The following is a 19,788-nucleotide window of genomic DNA, read 5'->3' as shown; positions in this document are numbered from 1 at the left end:
TTTGCCTGCCTGCTGTTTCGCCGGCAGGCAAGTTTTTTGCCTGGCGTTCTGCTTCAGCGTAATGGCATTGTCTGATAATTAGTGTTACTAATAATCAGGCGTTCTGTTGCATACCAGACAACTGATTGTGTGTGATTAACAAAGCGCTTTTCATCTTCCATTAATGCGTTTAATGCCTTTACGGCTTCTGGTGAAGACCGGTTTTTCTGCATGCTTTCCAGATTCTGCCACCATATTTCAGCCATGCCATCAAAAACAAAATTTTGAGACTGACGCCCGTTTTGTATTATTTTATCCAGCTCGGGATAACGGTGCGGAATGGTTTGTACATAGCGGGTAATATTTAAAACGTTTTGCACAGAAGTCACTAGCGGAGCATGATGCTCGATCCAGTATTGGTCAAATTCTTCATAAGTAATATCGGGCAGGCGTTTTACTAACATGGTTAACTTAATCATTTTCTTTCTTTCAGTTTGTGGGTTGTGCGAATAATGATAAAGTTTCACAGTAGTGTTAAAGTCAACAGAGTAAAAATGAAAATCAGTGAATTAGCTAGAAAAAGCGCAATCAGCCCCAGAATGCTGCGCTATTATGAACAGGAAAAATTGCTGACACCTGCCCGTACACAATCCGGATACCGAGAATACCAGCAGGCAGATGTAGAAAGAGTAAAATTGATTCAGCAGCTCAATAATGCCGGTTTTTCGTTAAAAATTATCCGGCAAATACTGCCTTGCTGGCATGAGCAAAACAGTAAATTTGAGCTTTGTGAAATTTACCTGAAAAATATTAATCTGACGTTAGAAAAGATTGAACAACAAATAGATATATTAATACAAACACGAACCCGTCTGCTTGATATGATAAATAAATAATGTATTTTTCTGTATTTTATTTTGCATAATAGCTGCTGAAACTCAAATAAAAAATAATGATCACAGGCAGGAGAAAGCGTTAATTGCCTTTATTGGTGCTGTCTTTTATCTGCTCCCAGCTTAAATCAAATTTGGCCAGATATTTTTTCAGTCTGTCTGCATCATTGGCGCGCTGTTTTTGTGCTCTGGACACAGCAAACAAATACCGGCCGGCTTCGGATAAAGTTCGGCTTTTCCGGCATACTTCAATGACTTTTTCCAGCTGATATCGGTCAAATTCATCAATTTCAGCCGGAATCAGTGCATCAGAAAAAGTTACCTGCTGCCAGTGTATCTGTAAACGCTGGATTTCATTTTCAACTTGTTCCTGTGTGATGTTTCCTTGTATGGATAAAGTAGCCATACGGGTAATGGAAGCAGTGAGCTCACGGAAATTACCCGGCCATGTTGCCATAGCCGATGTGGCAAACTGAATATAACGGTCTCTGGATTGCTGATTAAAACGCGGCATGGTACCGTACTCCTGCGCAAATCGTGCCAGTTCAAAATCAATATTCGGTTCGATATCTTCTTTACGTTCGGCAAGTCCCGGTAGCTGGTAACTCCATAAATTGATACGTGCGTATAAATCCTCTCTAAAAGTACCGTGAATAATTGCCTGTTTTAAATCTTTGTTGGTTCCGGCAATTAGCTGAAAGTTACTGGATACCAGTTTGTCTGCACCTAGCGGATAAAATTGTTTTTCCTCAATCGCCTTTAAGAGAATAGCCTGTTCATCTAGCCCCAGTTCTCCGATTTCATCCAGAAACAAAACACCGTTATCCGCCTGTCTGAGTAAGCCGTTTCTGCCTAGACTGGCACCGGTATATGCACCTTTGATGTGACCGAACAGTGTAGACATGGCATTATCGCTACTCAGGGTAGCGCAGTTAATTTCTACGAATTGTCCGGTAATCTGATGCTGTTTCAGTTTAAGCCGGTAAATTTGCCGGGCAAGAAAAGATTTACCGGCACCAGTGGGGCCGCATAGCAAAATAGGCGCATGAGAGCGGCTGGCAACCTGTTCTATTTCACTGATTAGCTGATTGTAATGCCGGTTTTTTGTCGCTATACCTGATTTGAGCAGTTCTGTTGCCTGAGTAGCATATTGCTGAAAGCGGGTCAGAATCTGGTCGTAACGATTCAGATTCAGGTCGATTATATTTATTTGTCCGCTGGGGCACAGTGGCGGGTTTGTTATAGGTTCTGCGGCAAGGTTTTCTGGCGATGCAGACGGTCTGGCTGGCGGCGATGATTGTAAAAGTCTAGCAGGATAAAAACGTGATTCTGCCAGTAAGAACCAGCAGATCTGCATTACATGGGTGCCGGTGGTAATATTCAGATAATAATTTTCTTGTTCATTACTAAAAGTATAGTTTTTGGCGATATCCAGTAAACAGGTATACACCTCTTCAAAATCCCATGGATCCTGTATCTGAACCGGAATCGGATTAACCTGTGTATCCGGGGCAATGGTTTTAATATCCAGAATAATTTCTTCGAGTAGTTTGCTGTCCTGAGTGTGATAAATCAGTTCCAGACGATAGATCGGCCATTCCGGATGATTACAGATATCAATAGTAGGACGCCAGCGTGTCCAGCGTTTTTTTCCTTTGCCCCGCTGGTCAAGTACATTGCCTAAAAAACTGAATACGATATTTTTCTTGTCCATTATTTATTATTAGTTATATAAAATTAAATAAAATTATATAATATTTTATAAAAAATACGAAAATAAAACTAAAAATAATTTATTGAAAATAAATTTATTTATTTATTTTTATTTTAAAAACAATATTTTAATTATTTTATTTTAGAAATTTATGGACTTGGTACGGTAATTGCAATAAGGATATTGTCTGAAATACATACTGTTTTTTACGGCAGTAGGGTACATAGCGAATGGAATTAAATTAATCGAAAGACTGATTTATTCGCATTATCAACATGTATTCCCCGGTATGAAAGACGTTTCCTTCCGATGGAAAATTTTTGAATAGCTCAGAGGTAGAGCAATTGGTACCAAACCAATCTGTCACGGGTTCGACTCCTGTTTCAAAAGCCATATTGTAATAATTTGTTGTTTGAGCAATACCAGCCAGTAAAGGGAAATAAGCAAAGCAGTAAAGCTAAGACACGAAAAAAACCGGTTAACCGCACAGAATAAACGGATTAATGATTCTGTCCGGGTAAAAAAACCGGATAGCAGGCAAAAAATTGATGAGCCATAAGCAGTTAGTTGAATGTTTAAAGATATCAGTTTTTCCCCTGTTATTTCGTTACTTAATCCGTTTGATTGTGTCTCTTCTCTTTGCTGGCTGTCAAAAAGGAGATTTAATATGTTGAATATAATTAATGTGAAAAAAGGTGAGCTGGCCGTTGTCACCAAACGCGGTGAAATTAATACTATTGTTACCGCAGGCCGGCATATTTTCTGGAATCCTTTTGTCAACATTACTCATTATCTGGTGGATTTAGCTGATACTAAGATTGAACCGGCTATCGCGGAAAAACTGCTCAATTTTTATCCGCAGCTGGTAGAAAAATATTGTCATTATGTCAATGTGGCTGATGATGAGATTGTGCTGCGTTATGAAGAACAAATGCTGGTAGAGATTATTCAACCCTCTACTAAAGCATTGTACTGGAAGAGTTATAAGGAACAGGCAATTAAAAAAGTAACTTTGGAGCAAGGGTACCGGTTGTCTGATGAAGTTGCTATGGAAATTATTCAGGCAAAAAATACCGGCAGATTAATTGAAGGCATCGATCACATCAAACTGCATTATTTTACCGATGAGCAAATTGGTACGCTGTTTGTTGATAATCAGTTTGTACAGATTATTCCGCCTAAATCCGTAATTGGTTTATGTGAATTCAAACATAAGCTAGTACTGGGTAAATTCAAACTACAGGATAACCGTATTGATGATTTGCTGGCGGCAACAATTGAACAAAATGCCCCGCAGCAGATGGCAAAATTCTGTATTCAGATGCAGGTAGGTGCTAATCAGGCCGGTTTACGCTTTGAAGATGATTTACTAGTGGAAATTCTGCCACCGGGAACCAAACGATTGTACTGGCAGAATAACTGCAAGCAGCATATGCAGCTTATTGAGCTGACTGACGATTTTCAGCTTTCTGAGCAAATGGTACAGCAGCTGTTACAGCCAAAATTACGTAAAAAAGAAGTAACTGGCGATAGTAGTGTATTGATTGCACAGGTACCAGCATATCATGTTGGCGTATTAAAAGTTAATGGTAAAGTAGAACAGCTGCTTAATGCAGGTATTACTGCTTACTGGCGTTTTAATCGTGAAATCAGTGTTGAAATTGTCGATACACGTTTGCAGACAGTGGAAATATCCGGTCAGGAAATTTTAACCCGGGATAAAGTCAATCTGCGTATTAATCTGGTAGCCAGCTGGTGTTACACCGATGTGTTAAAGGCGTTTGCCCGAATTGCGCAGCCAATGGAGTTATTGTACCGGCAATTACAGTTTGCATTACGGGAAGCAATTGGTACTCGCAGTCTGGATGAATTGCTGGAAAACAAAAATTTAATCGACGAAGTGGTGAACGCTCATATGCAGATACATATGACGGGCTATGGAATAGAAACGGTCAGTGTTGGCGTAAAAGATATTATTTTACCGGGAGACATGAAAACCATTCTGGCACAAGTAGTAGAAGCAGAAAAATCTGCACAGGCGAATGTTATCCGCCGGCGGGAAGAAACTTCTGCTACCCGTTCCTTACTGAATACAGCCCGGGTAATGGAAAATAATCCGGTTGCTTTACGCTTAAAAGAAATGGAAACACTGGAAAGAATTGCTGAACGAATCGATAAGATTTCGGTTGTAGGCGGTTTGGATCAGTTATTGCATGGTTTGATTAATATTCAGGCGCAATAGCGTACATCCGCTAATTAATTGGTTAAAAAATAATGGAAGTTAAAAATGCAAAAGCAAGAATTTGAAGTATTAAAAGAAAATAAAACACGTCCGGTAAAAATGTGGACAAAAGGTGTGCCGGTAGAAGATGTGGCTAAAAAACAATTGCTCGAAACTGCACAATTACCTTTTATTTTTAAGCATATTGCGGTTATGCCAGATGTGCATCTGGGAAAAGGCTCTACTATCGGGAGTGTGATTCCGACTGCTGGTGCGATTATTCCGGCTGCTGTCGGCGTGGATATTGGTTGTGGAATGATGGCTGTACAGTTGTCACTTACCGCTCAGGATCTGCCGGAAGATTTAATGCCATTACGTCTGGCTATAGAAAAGGCGGTACCGCATGGTTCCACACTCAATAAAGAAAAGTACGATAAAGGAAGCTGGCAAAATCCGCCACCGATTGTACAGGAGTACTGGCAGCAGCTTTTGCCCGGATTTGAAAAACTGACCAGTAAATATCCGTGTTTTTTAAAAGCGAATAGTTATAGTCATTTGGGAACCTTGGGCGGCGGTAATCATTTTATTGAAGTTTGTCTGGATGAGTGTGATCGCGTATGGATAATGCTGCATAGTGGTTCACGCGGTATTGGTCGTGCAATAGGTAAATATTTCAGTGAGCTGGCTAAAAAGGAAATGAAAAAATATTTCATTGATACCTATTTGCCTAATAATGATCTGGCGTTTTTAGTAGAAGGAACCGAATACTGTAATGATTATCTGAAAGCGGTGCACTGGGCACAGGAATTTGCCCGTTTAAATCGTGAAGTGATGATGCACAATACTATCGCTGCTATACGCAAAGTAATCAATGTGCCGTTTACCACGCATTTACAAACTGTAAACTGTCACCATAATTATGTACAGAAAGAGCACCATTTCGGTAAGAATGTTTTTGTTACGCGTAAAGGGGCTGTTTCTGCACGAGAAGGTGAACTGGGAATTATTCCGGGTTCTATGGGAACAAAAAGTTATATTGTGCAGGGGCGAGGGAATGCAGAAAGTTTTCATTCCTGTTCTCACGGTGCAGGCAGAGTTATGAGTCGTGGTGAAGCTAAACGGAAATTTACTGTTGCTGACCAGATGCAGGCTACGGCTCATGTAGAATGCCGTAAAGATGCTGAAGTTATTGATGAAATTCCTATGGCATATAAAGATATTGAAGCAGTAATGCAGGCACAACAGGAATTGGTGGAAATCAAGCACCAGTTACGTCAGGTTATCTGTGTTAAGGGCTGATATTATCCGGATAATCAACTGCAGAATATTTTTATATAGAAAAAAGGATGGCAGACAATGCCATCCTTTTTTAGGTATTTAAAAACTAAATATCAACCTGAGCATTTAGAGCGTTGTTTTCGATAAATGCACGACGAGGTTCAACTTCGTCACCCATCAGGGTAACAAATACATCATCTGCTGCCATCGCATCTTCGATTTTGACTTTCAGCAAACGGCGTACTGAAGGATCCATCGTGGTTTCCCATAATTGTTCGGGATTCATTTCACCCAGACCTTTATAACGCTGAATGTTAATTTTTTCCTGTGCTAAATCCATCAGTAATTCCAGTGCCTGGGCAAAGCCGGTTACAGTGGTAGTCATATTACCTTTAATGACTTCAATTGGTACATCAGCAATACCACTTAAAGTGGCCGCTGTCTGCCGAATAATTTGATAGGCGCGGCTTTCAACAAATTTTTGATCCAGATAGCTGACCATATGATTCCCATGCAACTGACGAGTAATTTTAATCATTTGTACTTCATCATCTGCACCGATGCGTTCCAGTTTGAGGTTGTCGTCATTAACCAGAGCGGTTAATGTTTGCACAGCTTTTTCTGCACTGCTTACAGTGCTTAAATCCAGATTCTCATTCCAGAGAAGCAGGGAATTAAGTACATTGTTGTCAATGATACGGCTTTCACGCGCAATCATACTTTGTGCCAGGATCAATTGTTTGGCGATTTCGGACAGAGCATTGCCTTCCAGAGTATTTTCGCCAATAATTAATTGAGCATTATTCAATGCGAGACTGAGCATGAACTGATCTTTTTCAAACTCGTCTTTCAGGTAGTTATCTTTTTTGCCATATTCCACTTTATACAATGGTGGCTGAGCAATATACACATAACCGCGTTCAACCAGTTCAGGCATTTGCCGGTAGAAGAAGGTAAGCAACAGGGTACGGATATGCGCGCCGTCTACATCCGCATCGGTCATGATAATTATGCGGTGATAACGCAATTTTTCCGGGTTAAATTCTTCTTTGCCTATACCGGCACCCAGTGCAGTGATTAAAGTACCAACTTCCTGACTGGCAAGCATTTTTTCAAAACGGGCTTTTTCTACATTCAGGATTTTACCTTTTAAGGGCAAAATGGCCTGAAATTTACGATCACGGCCTTGCTTGGCAGAACCGCCTGCCGAGTCACCTTCGACCAGATACAATTCTGATAAAGCGGGATCTTTTTCCTGACAGTCTGCCAGTTTGCCCGGCAGCCCCAGACCATCCATTACCCCTTTTCTGCGGGTAATTTCGCGTGCTTTGCGCGCTGCTTCACGTGCACGCGCGGCATCAACAATTTTGCTTGTGATGATTTTGGCCTCTGCAGGATTTTCTTCCAGAAATTCAGACAATGCTTTACCAAGCACTTCATTAACCACTGGACCTATTTCACTGGAAACCAGTTTGTCTTTGGTTTGTGAAGAAAATTTCGGGTCAGGCAGTTTAACAGACAATACGCAGGTTAAACCTTCACGCATATCATCGCCATTAGTATCTACTTTGGCTTTTTTGGCAACTTCATTGGCTTCAATGTAGTTGTTGATGGTTCGGGTCATAACCTGGCGCAGGGCGGTTAAATGGGAGCCGCCATCGCGTTGCGGAATATTATTGGTGAAACACTGCACGTTTTCCTGATAACTGTCGTTCCACTGCATGGCACATTCCACGCTCATGCCATCTTTTTCACCATTGGCATAGAAAACTTTATTGTGCAGAGCCGTTTTATTCCGGTTCATGTATTGTACAAAGCCGGCTACACCACCGCTGAATGCGAAATTTTCGTGTTTGCCATCACGTTTATCAAAGAGTTCAATACTGACGCCGTTGTTTAGGAAAGATAACTCCCGGATGCGTTTGGCCAGAATATCAAAATGGTAATCGATATTACCAAAGGTTTCGGTACTGGCCAGAAACTGAACACGTGTACCCTGTTTGTCGGTATCGCCGACAACAGCCAGCGGAGCAACTGCATCCCCATGACGAAATTCTACAAAATGTTCTTTGTGATTACGGTAGATGGTCAGACGGAGCCAGTCAGAAAGTGCATTAACTACAGAGACACCTACACCATGCAGACCACCGGAAATTTTATAACTGTTGTTATCAAATTTACCGCCGGCATGCAGAATGGTCATGATTACTTCAGCTGCTGAACGATGTTCTTCCGGATGCATATCGGTAGGAATGCCACGGCCATTGTCTTCAATAGTAATGGAGTTATCGGCATTAACTGCTACGGTAATATGATCACAGTATCCGGCCAGTGCTTCATCAATGGCATTATCCAGAACTTCGAATACCATATGATGTAAACCCGTGCCATCCTGAGTATCACCAATGTACATACCGGGACGTTTGCGTACAGCATCCAAACCTTTTAATACTTTGATACTGTCGGCACTGTAATCTTCAGGGTGTTGATCTATCATAAGAATTCTTTACTAAACTTGGCAGCGATTATGCTGTTAAAGGTCATTTATAACTGTTATTAATTATAAAAAAGTTAGCGGTATAGCTGTATAACAGGCCTGTTTGAGGGCAATTAACCAAAAACTTATTATAGCATAAAATCGGTTTTTTTTCAGTCATATGCTATATTTAAGATGATGTTTTATTTAATGTTTATTAAAAGATAAGAATACTGATTGTAAATAATAAACTGCCGTAAACCAAGCTGAACTATTAAAAACAGAAAGCTGGCGTACGGCAGTAACCGGATTTAAGAGTGCATGGATATTTAAATCCGCATGGGCATAACTATATACTTAAAGTTGGGATTGTTCGGGATGGTAAACAGTGTTGAACGGTTTGCATCACCAAAAGCAAGTTGTAAATCTTCTGCATGTAAATTACGCAATACATCCATCAGATAGTTGATATTAAAACCGACTTCCAGTGTATCTCCCTGATAAGCAATTTCCAGCTCTTCACGAGCTTCTTCCTGTTCGTTATTATTACAGGTCACGCTCAGTAATCCGGGCTGGATTTGCAGGCGGGCACCGCGAAATTTTTCATTGGCAAGAATGGCTGCCCGTTCCAGTGCACCCAGCAGCTCGGTACGGTTGGCCAGAAAGATTTTATCGTTATCCAGTGGAATAACTCGGTTGTAATCCGGAAATTTACCATCCACGACTTTAGAAACAATAATGGTGTCATTACAACGGAAACGTACCTGATTGTTCAGCAGTTCAATGGTGATTGGCTGTTCGGGGAAGGTAAGCAGCTTAAAGAGTTCCAGCACGGTTTTACGCGGCAGAATAACTTCTGCTTTGGGTAAATCGGCTTCAATATTGCAGGCTGCATAGGCCAGACGATGTCCGTCTGTAGCGACTAGACGCAGCTGATTGCCTTCTGTCTGCATCAGCAGACCATTCAGATAATAGCGGATATCCTGAATGGCCATGCTGTATTGTACCTGAGACAGCATTTCACGAAATGTTTCCTGTGGCAGGCTGAAGCTGGCATCAATATTTTCGCCCACACTCATTAATGGAAAATCTTCGGCCGGCAGGGTTTGCAGATTAAAACGGCTTTTGCCTGCTTTCAGCACCAGACGGTTGTTATTCCAGTCCAGAGAAACGATTGCGCCGGCCGGTAAAGCCCGCAGGATATCCTGCAGTTTTTTGGCATTGGTGGTAATGCGAAAATCTTCTGCTTCGCTTTTGGGGCCGATGGTATCAATCTGAATTTCCAGATCGGTTGCCAGAATCTTGATTTGCCCCTGATGGTTTTCCAGTAATACATTAGATAATATCGGTAATGTATGACGACGCTCTACAATACCGGTTACTGCCTGCAGCGGTTTGAGTAAACTGTCACGTTCTGCTTGTAATATCAGCATATTTTGTTCCTTGGTTTAATCTCGCAAAATCATCATTAAGGTTTCATACGCTTTGGTTGTTTCAGCATCATCCTTGCGGAGTTTGGAGATACTTTTTACCGCATGCATAACTGTGGTATGGTCGCGGCCACCAAATCCGCTGCCAATAGCGGGTAAACTAAGCGGAGTAAGTTCTTTTGCCAGGGTCATGGCCATCTGGCGCGGGCGTGCCAGATTCCGGGTACGTTTTTTCCCTACCATATCACTAATGGTAATCCCATAAAATTTTGCTACCGTATTCTGAATGTGTTCCAGGGTCATGGGTTTGTGGTTAACAGCCAGAATATCTTGTAATGCTTCAGTAGCCAGCCCTACATCAATCGGGCGGCTGGCAAAACGGCTTTGTGCTACTACCCGCTTGAATGCACCTTCTAGTTCACGCACGTTGCTGCGGATATGTTTGGCAATAAAAAATGCAGCTTCGTCCTCAAGCTTCACCTGAGCCAGCTCAGCTTTTTTCTGCAAAATGGCTACGCGCATTTCCAGCTCTGGCGGTTCCAGCTCAAGACTCAGCCCCCATGAGAAACGGGATTTCAGGCGATCGTCCATGCCGTCTATATGAGTAGGCAGCGTATCACAGGTAAGGATAACTTGTTTTTTTTCGTCAATTAAATGGTTATAGACGTAAAAAAACTCTTCCATAGTACGGTCTTTACCGGCAATAAACTGTACGTCATCCATAATCAGTAAGTCTACCTGCTGATATTGCTGGCGCATGGCATCAAAAGATTTGGCGTGGAATGCATTCATAATGCCGCGAATGAATTCATCAGCATGAATATAGCGTATTTTTACTTTGTTGTCGGTGGCAAATAGCTGGTTGCCAATAGCCTGTACCAGGTGGGTTTTACCCAGACCGGTACTGCCATAAATAAAAAACGGGTTGTACATGCTATTGCCGGGATTTTCTGCAATCGACAGCGCTGCAGCGTGAGCAAGACGGTTTCCTTTACCTTGTACCAGAGCAGCAAAAGTATGTTCAGGATTAAGGTTGGTATCAGTATAGCGGGATTTTTTACCGTTTTCATGTGCTGAATCAGAGGTAGCCACTGATTCACCAGTCTCAGGTTTTTCTGTGGCGGTCTGTTTGCTGTTTACTTTTGTTTCGGCAGTAGCACTTGCGCTTTTAGTCTGGTTGTTTCGCAGGCGTTTGGCAATAATGTCCTGAGCAGATTCGGTACGTTTTGCCGTTGTCTGTGGTTTGGCTGAAACTTCAGAAGGAATTTTATTGCTATCAACTGAATCCGGTTTAGTATCAGCCGGCTGTTCAGCGACATTTAAGGCTGGTTCTGCAGTCTTAGCCGGTGAATTGTTTCCTGCCGGTATTGCCTCAGTGGCAGCCTGCAGAGATTGTCCCTGTCCGATTTTCAGAATTAATGGTGTGCTGCCGTCTGGCAGAACAGATTGTCTGGCATTTTCGATAGCCGGCCAGAAACGCTCGCGGATATGATTGAAGGTAAAAGTATTACGCGCAAAAATAACCCAGTTGCCATTTTCTTCGCCCACAGTTAAAGGTGCAATCCACATCTGGTATTGCTGAGAAGGTAAGCTTTGTTTTAATTGTAATAGGCACTGAGGCCAAAATTCTGTCAGGGTCATTCGTGAAGCTTAAATTTATCTGTCAATCGGAGCTGGCTGAAGGCTGGAAACAATAAGTGCCTATTATGCTAATTATACGCAATAAACAAATTTCTGACCATGATTTGCACTTTACACCAGCACAGCTCCCGTAAAGCTTTGCTACAGATTATATTGATTGACAAAGTGCTGTTCTTGTTGTGTAATGCTACGTTTTATTTAAAGTTAATTCGGGAATAAATTATGAAACGCACTTATCAACCATCCGTTACCCGCCGCAAACGCACTCATGGCTTTCTGGTTCGCAGTAAAACCCGTGGCGGACGTGCTGTGCTGGCTGCCCGTCGTGCCAAAGGCCGTAAACGTTTGGCTGTGTAAGAACAAGAATGGATTATCATTTTGGCAAAAAATATCGCCTATTAAAAACGGATGATTTTTCATCCGTTTTTGCATTACGTTGCCAAAAAAGCCGTGCCTGGATTCAGGTTTTTCAGGCACGCAATAGTTTAGGTTTCCCGCGTTTGGGGCTGATAGTAGCCAAAAAAGTTGCCAAACGTGCTAACCGGCGCAATTATATGAAACGCTTAATACGCGAGTGGTTTCGCCTGCATAAGCATGAATTGCCGCCGGTAGATATAATCATTCGTGTACGCCAGCCGTTCCGGCATGCTGAGTACGCTGGCGTAGTCAGGACTTTACAGCAGCTGCTTATTACAGCTGACAGGTGTAAAGCATCTTCGCAATGAGATATTTATTGCTGGGTCTGATCCGGTTCTATCAGTATGCCATCAGCCCGCTGTTACCACCGCGCTGCCGCTACAACCCGACCTGTTCGCAATATGCCGTACTGGCGCTGCAAAAATACGGGGTAATGAAAGGTAGCTGGCTGGCGATAAAGCGTATTTGCCGCTGTCATCCATGGGGTGGTTGCGGTCATGACCCTCTTCCTTAGCGAGTAGACGGAATACACTATGGATTTCAAACGATTATTGATATTTTTTGTGCTGACCATGGCGATTTTGCTGGGTTGGGAAAAATTATACCCGCAACCCGAAAAACAGCCAGCTGCACAACAAACATCATCCACCAGTAACAGCAATACTTCTTCTACTGGTGTTGTTGCCGAGAGTGCCCTGAGTAAAACAGAGCCGGTAACAGTGACTACTGATACTGTTAAGGCTGTTATTGATGAAAAAAGCGGCGATTTACGCCAGCTAACTCTCAATAAATACAAGGCCACCAGTGATGCCAGCAAGCCTTTTGTATTGCTGGATAATGGTGCAAATGGTCATCAGTATGTCGCCCAGTCGGTATTATTAAACCGTCAGGGTGACTATCAGTTTAAAGACCTGACATTTACAGCTGCGAAAAAACAGTACACGCTTAATGGTGACAAACTGGATGTGCGCCTGACTGCTGCCGAACAAAACGGTGTACAGGTTAGTAAAATTTATACGTTTACTAAAGGCAGTTACCTGATCGGGCTGCGCTATGAAATTGCCAATCACAATGCTCAGCCATTACAAATGGATGTAGCTTACCGGGTACTGCGGGATGATAAGGAACCTGAAGGTACAGGCTATTTCGATCATACTTATACTGGTCCAGTACTGTATACCCCGAATGGTAAATTTGAAAAAGTAGCCTTTAAAGATCTTGATAGTGATTACACCTCTGGTCGTGATCAGGCAGACTATCAGCGTAAAACCAATACCGGCTGGATTGGTATGACCCAGCATTATTTTATGACTACCTGGATTCTGCAGCCGAAAGAAGGTAACAGTGTTTGTGGTACCAGTGACTGCCAGATAGATATTAGAAAACGCAGTGATGGCCTGTATTCTGCTGGCGTACGAGTACCGTTGAAAGATATTGGTGCTAACTCCACCGGCAGTTTCGGTATCTCCCTGTATGCTGGTCCGCAGATTTATTCTGTCATTACTAAAGTAGCCGATCATTTGCAGATGATTAAAGACTACGGCAAAGTATCGCTGTTTTCTTCTCCTTTATTCTGGCTGCTGAACTGGTGGCACAGTCTGGTACAGAACTGGGGCTGGGCGATTATTCTGCTTACTCTTACTGTCAAAGCAATTCTGTTTCCGCTGACACATGCCTCATATAAATCGATGGCCAAGATGCGTGCTGTAGCTCCGCGTTTGCAGGCATTGAAAGATCAGTACGGTGATGACCGTATGCGTATGCAGCAGGAAATGATGTCGCTGTATAAAAAGGAAAAAATCAATCCTGTTGGCGGTTGTCTGCCTATGCTGCTGCAGATTCCGGTATTTATTGGTCTGTACTGGGCATTGTTTGCTTCGGTGGAATTGCGCGGAGCCCCATGGATTGGCTGGATTACCGATTTAGGCCGTCAGGATCCTTACTTTATTCTGCCTGCGCTCATGGCACTGACTATGTATCTGCAAACGTTCATGAATCCGCCGCCAACTGATCCGGTTCAGGCGAAAATGATGAAAATTATGCCAGTTGCGTTTTCCGTAATGTTTTTCTTCTTCCCGGCAGGGTTGGTTCTCTACTGGTTGACGAATAATATTCTGACTCTGGCTCAGCAATGGTTTATCAATAAACGTATTGAGCGGCAGGCTAAACTGCATCGTTCACTGGATATATAAAATACAGTCTGAAAAAAAGCACTTCATACTGAAGTGCTTTTTTATTTGCAGCTTGATTGAATAAATATACCGAATTTTAATTGTCTGACTGCTGGAGCTGCTGCAGTAATCAATCAGGCATATTCAGTAATTACTGAACATAGGTTGTAGTTTGCTGTGTGGTTGTAGTCTGAGCCTGTTGTACCGGATTTAACCGGATTTCCACACGGCGGTTTTGTGCACGTCCTTCAACAGTTGCATTGCTGGCAATAGGATTGGCAGATCCGTATCCGTTAGCACTGATACGGTTATAAGCAACACCACGTGAAGTCAGGAAATTTGAAACTGATTGTGCACGGCGCTGTGATAATGGAATGTTAATACTGTCATTACCTGTGCTATCAGTGTATCCGGCAATAGTGATGGTTGTATCTACATATTTAGCCAGTACTTCAGCTACCGATGACAGAGAAGAGGTAGCCGCACCACTTAATTCTGAACTATTGGTTGCAAATGTCACATTTTCAGGCATAGTCAGTTTAATCTGATTACCTTCACGCTGAACTTCGACATTGGTATTAGCCAGTTTCTGGCGTAACAGTTTTTCCTGATAATCCATATAGGCGCCAATACCGGCTCCGATAGCACCGCAACCGAGTGCTGCATTACGTGCACCGCGGCTGTTATGAGTGATCGCGCCGACAATGCCGCATACGGCAGCGCCGCTTAAACCATATACCGCTGTTTTACTGGGATGAGACTGACCGGTCGCCGGATCGGTAACACAGCCAGTTAAAGCAAGGGTGGTTGCAGCTGCAAATGCAGCCAGTGGTTTCATAATAGTCATACTTACTCCTTCTCTTGAATATAAGCTTGATTATGCTTTTCACAGTTTCTGTTTTATGCCTTCTATAGTAGAAAAGCAAGAGTCATGCTTTTTTTGCAATATGATGTACTGAAAATAAAAATTGTTATACCTATATGATAAAAATATAAATTTTTGGTTGAAAATCGCTTTAGACGACAATAATTATTGGCTATAGTACCATTCAGACTACTATAATTAACTTTTTAAGCTGGTTATATCTTGAAAACAACCAGTTTAACCTCATACAAACTAATTACCTTAGTACAGTGCTACCATTTTAGCTATTTGGAAACGACATGCTCAGCTTGTATAACACCTTAACCAGAAGCAAACAAGAATTTACACCGATTAATCCGCAACAGGTGCGTATGTATGTGTGTGGTATGACTGTTTATGATTATTGCCATCTTGGTCATGCCAGAGTAATGATTGTATTTGATCTGGTGGCGCGCTGGTTGCGGGAATTAGGCTATCAGCTTGATTATGTACGTAATATTACTGATATAGACGATAAAATCATTACCCGTGCCAATGAACGCGGGATTAGTATTACTGAGCTTACCGATTATTATATTCAGGCCATGCACGAAGATGCAGCCGCTTTGGGGGTACTGCAGCCAGACCACGAACCGAGAGCCACGCAATATATCCCGCAAATGATAAGCATGATTGAAGATATCATTGCTAATAATAAAGCTTATATGGCGGATAATGGTGATGTTTTCTATGCTGTGCGTGAATATCCGCAATATGGTCAGTTAAGCGGGAAAAGTCTGGATGATTTGCGTGCCGGAGAACGGGTTGATGTTGACGGACATAAACGGGATCCGTTGGATTTTGTGTTGTGGAAATCAGCCAAGCCGCATGAGCCAGCATGGGACAGCCCGTGGGGCAGGGGACGCCCGGGATGGCATATTGAATGTTCTGCCATGAGTAAGGCACTACTGGGTAAAAATTTTGATATTCATGGAGGTGGCGCCGATCTACAGTTCCCTCATCATGAAAATGAAATTGCTCAGAGTTGCGGTGCAGAAAAAAACGGGTGCTGTGAAGAGCATAATCATTTTGCCAGTCATGTTAAATATTGGTTACATAATGGATTTATTCGTGTAGATAATGAAAAAATGTCTAAATCTCTCGGAAATTTCTTCACTATCCGCGAAGTGTTGCAAAAATACGATGCTGAAGTTGTGCGGTTTTTTATTTTGCGCGCACATTACCGCAGCCCTTTGAACTATTCGGATGCTCATCTGAATGATGCAAAAGGCGCATTAACCCGCTTATATACGGCACTTAAAAATACATCTGCGGCAGAAGTGGCAATTCATGCTGACTTAAATGATTATACACGTCGTTTTTATGCAGCCATGAATGATGACTTTGCTACAGTTGAAGCTGTAGCAGTATTGTTTGAGCTGGCTAATGAAATTAATAAAACACATGATGCCGAACTGGCAGGATGTCTGAAAGAACTGGCAGGTTTACTGGGCTTGTTACAACGTGATCCAGCCGCTTTTCTTCAGGGAGAAGTGGGGGAAACGGTGCAGGGTCTGGATAACGCAGCTATAGAAGCGCTGATAGCTTCACGGCAGCAGGCTCGTGCAGAACGTAACTGGGCTGAATCCGACCGGATTCGTGATGAGCTTACGGCAGCCGGTATTGTATTGGAAGATGGTGCCGGCGGAACTAGCTGGCGCCGTGCCTGAATTCGTATATAGCACAGCCTTAAGTCTCAAACTGGGTGTATTGTCTCAGACTGGGTGTATTTTTGTAATGCATTATGGTCTTGACAGCAATGTTAGACTTAAATAGTGGGATGTAAGGAATCTGGCCGTTTCATATCATTTTAGCCGTGAAGAAGAGTAGCTGCTATATACTGATTCACTTGAAAATCTTACTCATGCGAGTATAATTACCCGATTCTGAACATCCGTTTCAAGAGGTACAGGCACAACCCCTGTGCCCGCCAACCAAGGACGATATTATGAATAACAGCATTCAACCGAACTACCATGATATAACTGTAACTTGCTCTTGCGGTAACACTTTTGTAACTAAATCCGCAATGGAAAAAGATACTTTCAATATCGAAGTATGTTCTGCATGTCACCCTTTCTACACAGGTAAACAGAAAATCGTTGACTCTACCGGTCGTGTGGATAAGTTCAATCAGAAATACGGCAATATGTTCAAACGTTAATTCTTATTTGCAACATGTTGTACCGAAAAAGACTGCCATCAGGGCAGTCTTTTTTATCAGATAACCTGATGTTGTGTTCAATATAGCAGCAAAAATAGCCGAAAAATTTGAATATTTTACTGGTTTGATTATTTCAAGTGGGTATACATTTACCTTTCATATTACAGAACTCTTTCTTTGATATTTCCGCGCAAAATTGTGAATTTGCATTTTCTGATTCATAGTTAGTAAAAAGCATTGATTTAATCTTGTTTTACCAGGATGGCTGTTTTCTGTTGCCTATCCAATTTTAGAATCTGAAAAATACAAATTTTTCTTATTTTCTTGTATTCAATATATAAAATCGAACGCTAACGCTGGCTTAAAGTTTGATTGGTTAATAACCATAACCAGCTTACTAGTACAAAAGGTAAGGTTAATACAGGTATAGCAAATGGCTTCAGTATTGTGGCTAATGCTGCCTGAGTAAGAACAGTGAAGATAATACCGAAGATAATATAAATAACAGTTTTAAAATCTTGATTATTACTGAAAGTAGCCAGTGTGATAGCTGTCAGGATTGCATTAAAAGAATAGAGGCCGAGAGAAATCATTTCAATTTGACTGCCATATAACAGTGCAATACCGATGGCCAGTAAAGAACTGGCCAGTGCATAGATAGCCATTCTGATTGAATTGACTGCCAGCCCTGCCAGAAAAATAACACCTACCAGTGTGCTGTTAAATAAAAATACTTCGGCAATGCCCAGTATACTATCCGGTATTAGATGCAGCAGATGAAAACTTGAAATCTGTGCAGATAATGCAGCAGACGGTTCGCGTATCAGTACTGAGAATGATGGTGTAGCCAATAGATACAGCCATGTAAGCAACACAAATGGTATTGTCAGACAGGGTAGGTACCATTGCTGTAATATTGAGCTGAATGCTTGTGTAATAAATACTGATAATATGGCTGCAAGTATGATACTTAGCCATAAATACAGTGAATTTTCGCAGAAAATAGATAAGGCGATACCAATCAGACAGGCATTGAAACCATAAATTCCTTGCAGCCAGGCTTTGCGGTTAAGCTGGTACAGATAAGCTATTGCATTGGCACAGACCACAGCGAGTAAACAGGCCAGAGCAGTTTGTGGCTTACCGGCACTGTAACTGCCAAATAGTATGCCTATTAAAAAGATTAACCCAGAAACAGGATTGTTTTGCAACATAACCTGCCCATAGCTGCGCAGGATAACATCAATAAACTGACAAAGCTGATTGGTATTGGTTAACTGATGCCAGTACTGACGTACAGAGGCTGTGTTCATCCGATTTCTCCTTTTTTATTTTTACTTTAGCTGAACAGATAAATTACTATCAGCAACGGTAACTAATTATAAAAGAGAATAAACAATAGGTGTGCTGCAGAAGCGCGAAAATGTCATTATTCCAGATTTGTTTATACTAAATAATATGTTATTAAAAAATAAAGATTATTTGCGATATGGCATTGGATAAAACACTTAAATAATGGATTGAATACCAGCCAGAGAGAAGAAAATCATTAAAATGTGAATTTTATATACTAAAATAAAAGAAATAGATAAATTTGATTAGTGACTGGTGATTATAAAAATACAAAAATTAATTAATAATTATGGTCAAGTATTGTAAAATAATAGATTTATTTGTAATAATATAGGGCGATTAAAATATTATGATGGAACTTAGGTATGAAAATATTAAAAACTATAGCGATGTTATCCATAAGTCTGATGCTTTTTGGGTGTAATAATTCGAATCCTGCACAATCAAATAAAAATGCTAGTGAAACAGCACAATCAGAGAGTAAATCAGAAGCTGATAAGTCAGGAAGTAATAAATTAGATAATAATGAATTACAGGTTTACTTTGACGAATTTAAAAAACAACTTCCTGTCAGAGTTTCCTCAAATACTCAATTAGTTGATATCTATATAGAAGATGGAGTAGCAAATTATAAATATGTTGTAACTGGAAATAAAAAAGAATTAATGTTATCTGCATCGAAAAAAATGACTACTGATAATTTGAAAAAAATATATTGTTCTGATAATGATCCTGGTGTGGTGCAATTAAGAAAATCTCTTCCGAAAGGGGTTAATCATCATTATTTTCTTAATGATGAAGAATTATTTAATGTGCGTATAACAGCTTCGGATTGTGAAACAAAATAAATCGTGATGGAAAATTAATAAAAAAATAACAGAATGTTAAATTCTGTTATTTTTTTATTTAATAATATTAAATATTTAAATTTTTTGGTAAATGCGGAGTTTAAATAAAATCCAGTGTATGATATGGATAGATGTAAAAAATCAGAGCATATAAAAAATAATAGATTAAATTGATAATCTGGAATATAGCTAATATTAAAGTTACCTTTATCATCTTATCAACACATCGGATCATTATATTTCTACCGTATAAATAATTATTTACGGCAAATATTATTTGTTCTGACAAAAAAATAATC

General features: G+C 41.0%; 17 protein-coding genes and 1 tRNA gene. 11 read left to right on the top strand and 7 right to left on the bottom strand.

Features of this window, described 5'->3' with window-relative positions; translation table 11 throughout:
• Nucleotides 1–53: 53 nt before the first annotated feature.
• Nucleotides 54–458, bottom strand: coding sequence for an EthD domain-containing protein (locus GY065_RS10985; RefSeq protein WP_174834140.1), 405 nt, complete (start codon nucleotides 456–458; stop codon nucleotides 54–56).
• Nucleotides 459–533: 75 nt separating this feature from the next.
• Here GY065_RS10985 and GY065_RS10980 point away from each other — a divergent pair, with 75 nt between their 5' ends.
• Nucleotides 534–875 carry a MerR family transcriptional regulator gene (locus tag GY065_RS10980; RefSeq protein ID WP_174834139.1) on the top strand — a complete coding sequence of 114 codons (342 nt, stop codon included), beginning with the start codon at nucleotides 534–536 and terminating at the stop codon, nucleotides 873–875.
• A 79-nt stretch (nucleotides 876–954) separates the two neighbouring features.
• Here GY065_RS10980 and rtcR read toward each other — a convergent pair whose 3' ends face one another.
• Nucleotides 955–2,586 carry an RNA repair transcriptional activator RtcR gene (gene rtcR, locus GY065_RS10975; protein ID WP_174834138.1) on the bottom strand — a complete coding sequence of 544 codons (1,632 nt, stop codon included), beginning with the start codon at nucleotides 2,584–2,586 and terminating at the stop codon, nucleotides 955–957.
• A 318-nt stretch (nucleotides 2,587–2,904) separates the two neighbouring features.
• Between rtcR and GY065_RS10970 the strand changes: the two genes are divergently transcribed.
• From GY065_RS10970 to GY065_RS10960, 3 genes are all read left to right on the top strand, one after another.
• A tRNA-Trp gene (locus GY065_RS10970) sits at nucleotides 2,905–2,979 on the top strand.
• Nucleotides 2,980–3,253: 274 nt separating this feature from the next.
• Nucleotides 3,254–4,828 carry a slipin family protein gene (locus tag GY065_RS13295; protein ID WP_232617011.1) on the top strand — a complete coding sequence of 525 codons (1,575 nt, stop codon included), beginning with the start codon at nucleotides 3,254–3,256 and terminating at the stop codon, nucleotides 4,826–4,828.
• A 45-nt stretch (nucleotides 4,829–4,873) separates the two neighbouring features.
• Nucleotides 4,874–6,106 (top strand): RtcB family protein, encoded by a 1,233-nt coding sequence (locus GY065_RS10960; RefSeq protein ID WP_174834137.1) that lies wholly within the window; start codon nucleotides 4,874–4,876, stop codon nucleotides 6,104–6,106.
• Nucleotides 6,107–6,191: 85 nt separating this feature from the next.
• On the opposite strand, the gene gyrB is transcribed toward GY065_RS10960, so the two are convergent.
• The 3 genes from gyrB to dnaA all read right to left on the bottom strand — a co-directional run bounded on the left by gyrB (nucleotide 6,192) and on the right by dnaA (nucleotide 11,632).
• Complete coding sequence (gyrB, locus tag GY065_RS10955; RefSeq protein ID WP_174834136.1) at nucleotides 6,192–8,582, bottom strand: DNA topoisomerase (ATP-hydrolyzing) subunit B; 2,391 nt, start codon at nucleotides 8,580–8,582, stop codon at nucleotides 6,192–6,194.
• A 308-nt stretch (nucleotides 8,583–8,890) separates the two neighbouring features.
• Entirely contained in the window at nucleotides 8,891–9,994 is a 1,104-nt protein-coding gene (gene dnaN, locus GY065_RS10950; protein WP_025331544.1) for a DNA polymerase III subunit beta, read from the bottom strand.
• A gap of 15 nt (nucleotides 9,995–10,009) precedes the next feature.
• On the bottom strand, nucleotides 10,010–11,632 hold the full coding sequence (dnaA, locus tag GY065_RS10945) for a chromosomal replication initiator protein DnaA (protein ID WP_174834135.1): 1,623 nt from the start codon (nucleotides 11,630–11,632) through the stop codon (nucleotides 10,010–10,012).
• 222 nt (nucleotides 11,633–11,854) lie between these two features.
• On the opposite strand from dnaA, the gene rpmH reads away from it, so the two are divergent.
• Genes rpmH through yidC form a run of 4 tightly spaced genes read left to right on the top strand, consistent with a single transcriptional unit; the run spans nucleotide 11,855 to nucleotide 14,241 of the window.
• Nucleotides 11,855–11,989, top strand: coding sequence for a 50S ribosomal protein L34 (gene rpmH, locus GY065_RS10940; protein ID WP_004283944.1), 135 nt, complete (start codon nucleotides 11,855–11,857; stop codon nucleotides 11,987–11,989).
• An 8-nt stretch (nucleotides 11,990–11,997) separates the two neighbouring features.
• Nucleotides 11,998–12,357, top strand: coding sequence for a ribonuclease P protein component (gene rnpA, locus GY065_RS10935; RefSeq protein WP_037394212.1), 360 nt, complete (start codon nucleotides 11,998–12,000; stop codon nucleotides 12,355–12,357).
• Nucleotides 12,354–12,563: a membrane protein insertion efficiency factor YidD gene (gene yidD, locus GY065_RS10930; protein ID WP_084547360.1), complete on the top strand. Its 210-nt coding sequence runs from the start codon at nucleotides 12,354–12,356 to the stop codon at nucleotides 12,561–12,563. The genes rnpA and yidD overlap by 4 nt, the downstream gene beginning before the upstream one ends.
• A 19-nt stretch (nucleotides 12,564–12,582) precedes the next feature.
• A complete protein-coding gene (gene yidC / locus GY065_RS10925) occupies nucleotides 12,583–14,241 on the top strand; it encodes a membrane protein insertase YidC (protein WP_174834134.1) in 1,659 nt (552 codons plus the stop codon).
• Nucleotides 14,242–14,371: 130 nt separating this feature from the next.
• Here yidC and GY065_RS10920 read toward each other — a convergent pair whose 3' ends face one another.
• Entirely contained in the window at nucleotides 14,372–15,067 is a 696-nt protein-coding gene (locus tag GY065_RS10920; protein ID WP_174834133.1) for an OmpA family protein, read from the bottom strand.
• Between the two features lie 317 nt (nucleotides 15,068–15,384).
• On the opposite strand from GY065_RS10920, the gene cysS reads away from it, so the two are divergent.
• Nucleotides 15,385–16,794, top strand: coding sequence for a cysteine--tRNA ligase (cysS, locus tag GY065_RS10915; RefSeq protein WP_174834132.1), 1,410 nt, complete (start codon nucleotides 15,385–15,387; stop codon nucleotides 16,792–16,794).
• Nucleotides 16,795–17,072: 278 nt separating this feature from the next.
• A complete protein-coding gene (gene rpmE, locus GY065_RS10910; protein ID WP_037394224.1) occupies nucleotides 17,073–17,288 on the top strand; it encodes a 50S ribosomal protein L31 in 216 nt (71 codons plus the stop codon).
• A 350-nt stretch (nucleotides 17,289–17,638) separates the two neighbouring features.
• On the opposite strand, the gene GY065_RS10905 is transcribed toward rpmE, so the two are convergent.
• On the bottom strand, nucleotides 17,639–18,601 hold the full coding sequence (locus GY065_RS10905; RefSeq protein WP_174834131.1) for an urea transporter: 963 nt from the start codon (nucleotides 18,599–18,601) through the stop codon (nucleotides 17,639–17,641).
• Between the two features lie 405 nt (nucleotides 18,602–19,006).
• Between GY065_RS10905 and GY065_RS10900 the strand changes: the two genes are divergently transcribed.
• On the top strand, nucleotides 19,007–19,489 hold the full coding sequence (locus tag GY065_RS10900) for a hypothetical protein (protein ID WP_174834130.1): 483 nt from the start codon (nucleotides 19,007–19,009) through the stop codon (nucleotides 19,487–19,489).
• Nucleotides 19,490–19,788: the final 299 nt, after the last annotated feature.

It is taken from the genome of Snodgrassella sp. ESL0323 (genome assembly GCF_013346865.1).
Lineage (GTDB): Bacteria > Pseudomonadota > Gammaproteobacteria > Burkholderiales > Neisseriaceae > Snodgrassella > Snodgrassella alvi.
The sequence above is the reverse complement of the archived record's forward strand: the minus strand, read 5'-3'. Positions and strand labels throughout refer to the sequence as shown.